The organism is Alkalibacterium kapii (assembly GCF_007988865.1).
Taxonomy (GTDB): Bacteria; Bacillota; Bacilli; order Lactobacillales; family Carnobacteriaceae_A; genus Alkalibacterium; species Alkalibacterium kapii.
Genome location: NZ_BJUY01000007.1, coordinates 73458 through 82352 on the forward strand (window position 1 = coordinate 73458; position 8895 = coordinate 82352).

Below are 8895 nucleotides of genomic sequence, written 5' to 3' on the forward strand. Positions count from 1 at the left end.
CTCTCCTATATCAATTTGATGTAGTCGGCGTTGTCTAGGTACTTCTTCAAGGTTTTACGCATTTCATCTAAATACTTATCGATGTCTTCTTCGTTATTCAGCTCGACCATGCGATTTGGAATAATGGTATCTTTATGAACGACAACTGGTCGTTTGTTAACGACTGGCGGTGTGGGCTTGACTTTAACTGGTGCTGTTTCAACGGTATCTTCTCCATCGGTTTTTTCTACAGGCTTTTTCGGTGGGTTTTTATGAACGTGTTTTTCACTTTCTCTTTCTGCAATCGCCTGTTTCGCTTCTTCAATCTGATGGATCAGTTTTCCTTTGATCGTACTGGATTCCTGTTTAAATGATTTTAGGTCACGAACTGTTCCTGCAGTCTGTAAACCTGTTTCAACATTGGACAGACGGAACTTATAACTGCGGTAAAGCTTATCGTACTCCGGCTCCCCTTCTATTACTTTAAGTTCCTGTTCAATGTCTAACTTGTCTTGTTCGATTGCATCATGAACAGGTTTCGACACGGATTCCAGTTCATCTGTGTACGCAGAAGTGAACTGATCCGTCCAGTCTTTCAACTCTTTCATCTTGCGATATGGATGTGGCAAATCTATGATCGCTTTCTCCGCTTCATAAATCGTTCGTAACTCATCATTTTCGATATAGTTACGGTCTTTCTCGTAGAGGTTCACTTGCTCAATCGCTTTATCATAGATGTGTTTGTGATTGTTTAAAAATTCTAATATATCTTCAAGATCTTCGAATAGGTCTAACAGCTCGTCGCCCTGTTCAACATACTGAGTCAAGAACTCTCTGGCATCTTTGATCGCAAGCAGACGCTCTATTTTTGTGATCGCATCGCGGATCAACTGCTGGTCAGGATAGCTATTTTCTCGGTAAAGCGACAGTTTATCTTGCAGCTCTTTCAATTCTGTGCTGAATCGGTTCGTTATGGTCTGGTACATGTCTTCTTCTTTATCTTCGAGTGCTGAAATGTTAAATAAGTCCTTGGTCAGTTCTTTGACTTGTCTTTTAATTGAATCATTCAATGTTTTGCGTTTAGCAACAACAATTTTCTCCTGCCATTTGGAGCTTTGAATATTGCGCATAAAGTCGTTTTCAAATACATTCATGTGTTTGCTGTTTAAAGTAAATTGAACCTTTTCAAGTTTGATCAAGCGGACTAAGCTAGCTAAAATATCCAGATCATTCCATCCATAGGGCTCAACCGTATAACGATTCAACACTTCTCTTAAAGTCACGACCATGTTGCGTTCTTTTTGCATATCAAGATAACGTTCGATCTCTTCAGTTGCTTCATTATTTTTGTCTTCATACTCTTCCAGCAAGGATACATCTCTACGCATAATGAGTTTTTCCAGTTCATCTTTTGAATAAGAATTTTTTATATAGAAGATTTTAGGGTACGTATTTGAAACCAGCGAGTATAAGCCTTTTTCAATACGCTTTTCTGGTGTACCACTGATGTCAATTTCTGATCCATTGACGATGATATTGGCATCGCTGATATCTTGCTTCAATTTGGCAACAAAGACATCTTCCAACTGCTTACGTTCAGAAGCTTTTCTCTGGCGTATATCTTGCTGAGATGGCGTCAGTGACTGAGTCGTCTGTCTTCTTAAATACTGATTGATTCGTAAGTAATTCTTGATCTCAGTGAAGTCTTCTTCTTCAGGCAAACGTACGATAACCATTTTATCTTCGCGTTGAGACAAGGCAATGGCATCCTGATCTTCATAGTGATCGGAATACGTTGTCATGAAACGAACACCGATCGTCGAAGCCGTACTTCTCAGTGAACGGTCATCGATCCATAAAGAAATGTCCATAAGATAGGTGATATCAGGTTGATCACTATAAGGCTGATAAGTAAAGCGTCTAAGATTCAACACGTCGTTGATCAGGCGGTTCCCAGCTTCCATAATGTACTCGGACGTTGGAATTTCAATATTATCGATTTCACGATTGATATCCTGTTCTTCATTAGTCAAGAACAAGTATTTGTTACCGATACGCTGAATCAGAAATTCATTTTCTAGCAGATCTAGTGAGCGCTTGATGTTATTGCTTAATTCGATCATGTCTTCGTCGATAGAATGGATCATCAAAGTCGTTAAGTTCTTTAATGTTCCTGGCATTTCATCGACATACCGAATGAGGAACAGGAGTTTCAAGACATTGACATCGAAGTCACTCAGCATCTCATTCTGATTGGCTTTGATGATTGTTGAACGAACCGAATGTTCTAGGGCCTGGTCGATATTGTCATAAAAGACATGGAAAGGAATCAACGTGTTGAGATCGGCGTCTTTATGTTGAATCGTTGCTTGCTGGATGGACTCCAGCAGGTTACGTTCACCATCCGATAAGTGTTTCCCAGCTGATCCATGTTCACGAATGCCAGTAAAGACTTTTTGGAGGAGATTGAACTGATACGGTACAAAGGGATACACTTTGGCAAAATCTTCGCGACTCTTATAAAACTGCATCGTTGCCGCATCTTCAAATTCAAGCTTGTTTTTGATCGAGACAGCATGCTCATCGTAGTTCGAAAGAAGTTTAGCGTATGCCTCTGCCTTTTTATCAAGCAAACGAATCTTGATAACCTCATCGGCGTTAGCACTGCTTAAGCTCACACGCGTATTGAAACGACCTTGGATTTTTGAGAAATCAGTTGAGGACATATGTTCTTGTAAACTGTTTATATCTTGTTGGGAAGTAACGATTACCCATACTTTACCGTTGCAAAGCTTACCTAAATCTTCAACGACGGTTTGCAGGTTAAGCATCAAATTCGTATTTTCAGATATATACTGACCCACTTCATCTACGGAGAAAATCAGACGGTAGTCTTTATCTTTTTTTTCGACATATTTTTTGATACGTTGAGCGAATTCCTCTACAGATATCGAGTAATTATTTTCACCATTCTCAAGCCAGCGGTTAGCACTTTCTTCACTGCTGTTTGTAGCTTTGGCTAAAGCAGTAACTGTCTCGTCAAAGTTATAATACAGCTCTTCTCTACCCTCAGACCATTTCAAGCCTGTTTCTTCTTCAAAGTAGCTCTGAAATGCTTCATACTCTCCTTTTTCATCCAAGGTTTCTTCTAGTTCAGCTAACCATGGAATACTGGCAGAATAGCCGCGCATTTCGTTATACACTTTATTGAACACTTTAACTATCGCCGTTTTGTTCTGCTTGCTGTCAGAGTCAGCCTTAGAATCAATGTTAAACAAGACGACGTCACTTGGATGATCCGTGACTTTTTGCATCATCGACAGTAAATCCTGGTTATGTAGTTTATCCTTAAAGAAATCAACAGGTTTTTTACCATCGATTTCAATGTTGGACTGCAGCAAATAAGAAAGAATCTTTAAGAAATGAGATTTACCAGATCCAAAGAAACCTGAAATCCAAACGCCCATTTTATCCGTTGGTTTATCGTAAGCTTTCGTATAAGCTTTATAGAATGTCTCGAAATGCTGATGCAGTTCTTCAGTCACGACATATTCTTCAAGTTCCTGCTTGATATTCTCTTTTTCTTTTTGACCGATCTTTATAACACCTTGAATATCTCGTGTGATGTCTTTCTTAAATAGCTGTTCTATTTTCATAGACGTGTACTCCTTTTCGTTTAGTTTTCTATCAGTTTGAATGCACGGTAATAATTATCATCCATGAAGCGAGAGAACAAACGTAACCCACCGTTTTCATAATGTCCTGGATAAAACATGATCAACGGTTTCTTTTCAACAACTGTTTGAAGATTATTCAATACCGTGTGAGATCTGACGATCGGATAAGCTTTACCCACACCCGTGATGAAAATCATGGCATCTTCATCCATATGTTCTCTAATATATTTCACGATCCAGTCATTATCTGTCGCAAGCTTCAATGCTTTTTTCATTTTGTCGTAAAGGAATTCACTTCCCTTTTTCTCTTCCATCTTGAAGTTCTTATCCATATACCCACGTTCTTCGAAAAAAGCTAACACGATATCGAATAAATCAAATTCCTGTATTTTTGTCCCCGGGTTCTCCTTTTGTATCTGTTTCTTTATATAGGGAATAGCATCTCTAACCACTAGTTCGTCTTCAGGTTCATAGTCAAAAATGTAAAACCCCACTTCGTTACCTAGTCCTTTATTTGACAAGATTTTCGGATCTGATAATTTTTCATTTAATTCATCCAGCCTTACTGTGATCGGTCTCACTCAATAACCTCCCCTAACAATACTTCTACGATATGTTTTTCTTTCTCAGATTTTAAATATTGTTCAACTTGAGATGAAATGATTGGTCTTTGTAATATGATCTTAGTTTCCGAATAATTAGCATACTCTGCATCCACCAGCACTTGGTGGTAAGCGTTTACTAAGCGTTCACGTGTTAATATCTTCCATTTTGCTACAGTTTCATTTTGCTCAACCTTGTTTTCAATGAATGAAGTAGTATCTAGTTTTGTGACTTCGTCATCAAGCGTTAACCATTTGTCCCAAACAACTTCTCTCATCCATTCATAGAAAAGACTATCTTTCTTAAGGATGGCATAAAGTAAAATAGCTTTACATGTCGATGTATCAGAGACTAGAAATCTGTCCAGCAGAAAATCATCTAGGTTGTTCAACCGTTTTCTGATTTCGCTCAGAAAACTTGTACGCCGATCTTTACTTGTAAGCTGAAAAAGATTATCACCTATCACTTTTTCTTTAATATCTTCATCACTCATACCTTGATCCATCAATTCTGCAATTAATTTAGTTTCTCTGTACAAAAATGGCCGTGTATTTAACGTTGTTAGGTACTTTTTAGTCATAATTTTCGCTCTTTTCTTAAAGACTATAGTTCTAATAAGTATAACACTTATTAGGTGTGGGATGAACAAGATAAAACAAAAAAAGACCACCTCAACAATAATAAAGTGGTCAAGTGTTATTAATAATTATAGTACCGATGGTTACAATATAATAAAAAAGAATACATTTGTGATTATTTTATACTTGAGAAATTATTCATAGTGACTCCAGGCAGAGTATATTTCAACGCATTGATTAATTTCATCAACTTTGTATACTACACGATGTTGCTGATTGATTCTTCTTGAATACATTTTAGTAGATTTTGGATGTAATTTTTCGAAAGACTGTGTAGGTGCAAAAGGATCTTTTTTTTTTGTATCAACGACATCTTGAAAATTGTCTCTTAAATGAGAATGTTTTATTTTTCTCAAATCCTTTTTGGCTGAATTTTTAATCACTACTTTGTATAAAGGCATTAAAGATTATCCCAATCGATATCATCAATTTCTGTAAAACCACTATCATCTTTTACGCGTTTCCTAACTTCATCTAATACACCAGTCTGTTCGAGCATCAAGGTTTCTTGTATAGACTGCCAGTCATCTAAACTAATCAACACGGCATTATTTTCCTTAACCTCACTAATAATTTGAATTTCTTTATGATTCGTATTGACATCTTTTAATAAATGATAAAAATTTTTTCTTGCATTACTTGGATTAAACGTCGTTTTAGACAAGAGAACCCCTCCTTTTTATATATTTATTATAGCGTACTTAAGTGAGTACATCAACAAAACCCTTACATTAAATAAGTATAAACAAGTTCTTCAACAACTGATACAGAATCAGCACCAGTAGGTTAACTTGCGCTATCACAAAGAGGTTGAAATACGGACTGCTTCTAGCTGATGTTTTAAAGCTATCAGGAAGGATAGTATGCCAATAAGCACTAGATAGATCCCCCTGCTCAATACACTTAAGATAGTCTTCAGAATTATCCGCATCATCATATGCAGCATAGACACCTGCAAAAAAAGGAGAAACTCATCAGACAATTCATCTTTCTTTCCTGCATAGAATAAATTAAAAGATTGTACGGACAGATTTTTTTCATTGAATGCTTTTGGATGAAGTTATTGGTTGATTAAAGTGTTAAAGAAAAACCAATCAATCATCAATATTTCAATAATAAAACGAGTTGCCCACAAGGTGTATCCATATAGTGGCAATTTAAATCCAATTATGTCAATTAATCATAATACATGTATAAGCATCAAAAAAAGTATCAGAACAACAGCTAGACCTGAAACGCCTATTATTTTTCTTCCTTTTTTGAAATCGTACAAAGCTCTCACAAGAATTGACAGCAATAATAAAAAACTTGGTATCGGGAATAAGGAATAATTACTAGTAATCAATACATATATAGCCACAATTACGCTTAATACAATAAATACTTTCTGAAGCACTTTAAACATTCGACCACGCCTTTTTTTATAGTTTTACTGATTTCTCTTTATCCAAATCACTCTAAATCAGAGAAGTCAATCTATCGTGTTTTTACTTTATAATTTTTCGCAACTTATCTAACTGGGTTTTTGTTAGTTTTCCTTCTGGAGTTTCAAATTCTGTACTTTTAAATCCTATATTGTTAATTACAGTTATATCTTCACCATCGATCCATATGCTGATGGGATGTACCATTGTTCCTTCTTTATGATTGACTAGATCAACGACGATTTCTGCGTAACCGGTTGGCTCTTCAATATCATTTGAAAACTCGATGCCGTCAAACCACTTTTCATATTCGACTATTTTCTCTTTATCTTCTATATGCTTAGTATATTGATAAACACTGTCATCCACTTGGCTTCCGACATTCAAAGTTCTTTCGGGCTGTAAGATCCTGGGTATTACTATAAAAGAAATCACCAGTAACACTCCAGCCGCTAAAACTAATAACCCTTTCTTTTTTACAAAAAAACCTCCAAATTATTTTTGAATATCTTGAGACTAACTAACTGTCTGTTTCATCAATTCGTTTAAAAAGTTTTTTTGCTCATTTGGATCGTTAAATGCTCTTTTTGGAATGATATGAGCTGAAAGTGAAGAAATATAAACATAGATATACTCTTTCGTTTCATCTACACTGTTTATCTTGTCCCAGCTTACATTACTTGAACCAATCGAACTCACTTCTCTTAAACCTTCTTCTGTAATCGTCAACGATTTTCTGTCGAACAGATTCTCATTATTCCCTTCTTCGAGCATTTTCTCAACACCTTTTTTCAGTTCCCAATTGACGTACTTTGGATAATAGATAAACCAAACGATACTCATGAAGATAAAAATAGTGAGCCAATACCACAAAGGGATATCCGAAAAATTTGTTACTACAAAGGGAGTGATCATAAAAATAATAGGTCCCATTATCCGTTGAATAAAGATTTTCTTTTTTATTGAAGGAGATTTTCTTGAATGATAAATATTGAAATTTAGATAGTCTTCTTCTGTTAACTCATATTCTAATTTCATATGCCTATGCTCCAGTTCGTATTTAAGTAAACGCATTATTGTAGATTAATACTTTAAACCTTGTTTAACACCGAAACCTTGAGGCCTCAAAACGGGTCCATGTTTCATTAAGAAATTCTCTTAAATCGTGTCCAAGATATTGACGTAATATCAATTGAAGTTTATTTTTTTCATTATTTCATTACTTAAATTAACAATCCGTATATACTTTCTACACTAAAATTTTATAGTGCATATTAAAAATTTTAGTGTGATTTTTTATTCTTAATAAATGATGCTTTATTATCAATAATTAGCTCTTTTTTCTTAATACCAGATTTATCAGACTTTTTGTGGCATGGTACCTCATCTATACAAACCTTATCCTTTCTATATAACTAAAGTGTAACTTATCCTTGTCATATACTATAAGTTTCAAAAATACTTGTTTTTTAACCGTATCTTTCATCAAATACTACTTCAAGGAGTCACTAAAATAAAAAGGTATAATATTTAATATAATTTTACCTGAGAGATTGTATAGAGTTAAATTTCTTTTTGCTTTGCGTTATTTATTCTTCTTCATAATAAAATTCTTTCAATTCGTACGTCGTCACGGGAGTAACGTAGAATTCATACCTTGCAACTAAATCACATATATCGTCTCCGTTAATTAAAGTGATAACACGTGTTCCTATTCTTGAGGCCTCAGTTGCTGATCTTGAGTAGTCTGATGTTGTTATGAACACTCCATATTCCGCGTTGTATTTATCCATAGCACCACGGAATTTGTCTATTTCAGGTGAGCCGACTTTTCCTTCCCATCGTTTGGCTTGCAAAGCTACTCGCGTTGTTCTAAAATCGTCAGCTGTAATGTACCCGAAACCATCGAGACCACCATCTGCCGAGTTTTGCATTCCTATAGTTTTATCTAAATCAATGCCCATTTTATTAATGAGCCCTCTAGCGAATATTTCAAACTTTGCTGGTGACATTCCTTTAAGCGCTGTTTTTAATTGATCTCGCCACACTTCTTCGACTCCGTCTTCATTTTCCACTATTTCATTTTCAAGTTTTGCTTCAATCAATGGGTTTTTTGACTTTGTTTTTCCAGAATTTTTATCCATAGCTGGTTGGGATACAATTCGGACATCATGAACGGGATCAAAAGTTTCTAAGTCAACTTTACGTCCTTTTTCAGTTAGCTCTACTTCACCTCTTCTGGGATAACGTACATAGTCTGCAAGCAGAAGATGCTTAACGGCAAAGTTAAACTGATAACTAAAAGGTTTATACTCTGCTCCTGTTTGTTTAGAAGCCCTCGTAAAGTCAATATAGTCTTCTGGTATAAGTGTTGAATTATCATAAATATCTCTTTTGATTTCTTTACGATCTGCTACACCACCTAGATCAAGCAATGATTTAATTATAGCTTTCATTATTAAATTTTCACGTTCGATAGTTGTATACTCCTTCATAATTTTGGGTTTCATATAATCTCCTTTTCTATTGGTCAAAGTAAATACATATTAATTACTTTTTAAAATGTTTAAAGAG

General features: G+C 35.4%; 8 protein-coding genes. All 8 read right to left on the reverse strand.

The genetic code is table 11. The features are described from left to right. Window positions 1-5 precede the first annotated feature (5 nt). The 8 genes from brxC to AKA01nite_RS04215 all read right to left on the reverse strand — a co-directional run bounded on the left by brxC (window position 6) and on the right by AKA01nite_RS04215 (window position 8831). Entirely contained in the window at window positions 6-3635 is a 3630-nt protein-coding gene (gene brxC / locus AKA01nite_RS04180) for a BREX system P-loop protein BrxC (protein ID WP_146924061.1), read from the reverse strand. A 20-nt stretch (window positions 3636-3655) separates the two neighbouring features. After that, window positions 3656-4237 (reverse strand): DUF1788 domain-containing protein, encoded by a 582-nt coding sequence (locus tag AKA01nite_RS04185; RefSeq protein ID WP_146924062.1) that lies wholly within the window; start codon window positions 4235-4237, stop codon window positions 3656-3658. Then, on the reverse strand, window positions 4234-4839 hold the full coding sequence (locus AKA01nite_RS04190) for a DUF1819 family protein (RefSeq protein ID WP_146924063.1): 606 nt from the start codon (window positions 4837-4839) through the stop codon (window positions 4234-4236). Before AKA01nite_RS04190 ends, AKA01nite_RS04185 begins: the two co-directional genes overlap by 4 nt. 192 nt (window positions 4840-5031) lie before the next feature. Next, window positions 5032-5298, reverse strand: a complete 267-nt coding sequence (locus AKA01nite_RS04195; protein WP_146924064.1) for a Txe/YoeB family addiction module toxin — start codon at window positions 5296-5298, stop codon at window positions 5032-5034. Next, window positions 5298-5561 carry a type II toxin-antitoxin system Phd/YefM family antitoxin gene (locus AKA01nite_RS04200; RefSeq protein WP_146924065.1) on the reverse strand — a complete coding sequence of 88 codons (264 nt, stop codon included), beginning with the start codon at window positions 5559-5561 and terminating at the stop codon, window positions 5298-5300. Before AKA01nite_RS04200 ends, AKA01nite_RS04195 begins: the two co-directional genes overlap by 1 nt. 823 nt (window positions 5562-6384) lie before the next feature. Beyond that, window positions 6385-6756 carry a hypothetical protein gene (locus AKA01nite_RS04205; RefSeq protein WP_146924066.1) on the reverse strand — a complete coding sequence of 124 codons (372 nt, stop codon included), beginning with the start codon at window positions 6754-6756 and terminating at the stop codon, window positions 6385-6387. A gap of 81 nt (window positions 6757-6837) precedes the next feature. After that, window positions 6838-7359 carry a YcxB family protein gene (locus AKA01nite_RS04210; protein WP_146924067.1) on the reverse strand — a complete coding sequence of 174 codons (522 nt, stop codon included), beginning with the start codon at window positions 7357-7359 and terminating at the stop codon, window positions 6838-6840. Between the two features lie 551 nt (window positions 7360-7910). After that, window positions 7911-8831, reverse strand: a complete 921-nt coding sequence (locus tag AKA01nite_RS04215; RefSeq protein ID WP_246116983.1) for a restriction endonuclease — start codon at window positions 8829-8831, stop codon at window positions 7911-7913. Between the last annotated feature and the right edge of the window lie 64 nt (window positions 8832-8895).

Bases quoted from the DNA above. Each gene is read 5' to 3' on its own strand.
- brxC (WP_146924061.1), bottom strand. From the start codon at position 3,635: ATGAAAATAGAACAGCTATTTAAGAAAGACATCACACGAGATATTCAA.
- AKA01nite_RS04215 (WP_246116983.1), bottom strand. From the start codon at position 8,831: ATGAAACCCAAAATTATGAAGGAGTATACAACTATCGAACGTGAAAAT.
- AKA01nite_RS04190 (WP_146924063.1), bottom strand. From the start codon at position 4,839: ATGACTAAAAAGTACCTAACAACGTTAAATACACGGCCATTTTTGTAC.
- AKA01nite_RS04210 (WP_146924067.1), bottom strand. From the start codon at position 7,359: ATGAAATTAGAATATGAGTTAACAGAAGAAGACTATCTAAATTTCAAT.
- AKA01nite_RS04195 (WP_146924064.1), bottom strand. From the start codon at position 5,298: ATGCCTTTATACAAAGTAGTGATTAAAAATTCAGCCAAAAAGGATTTG.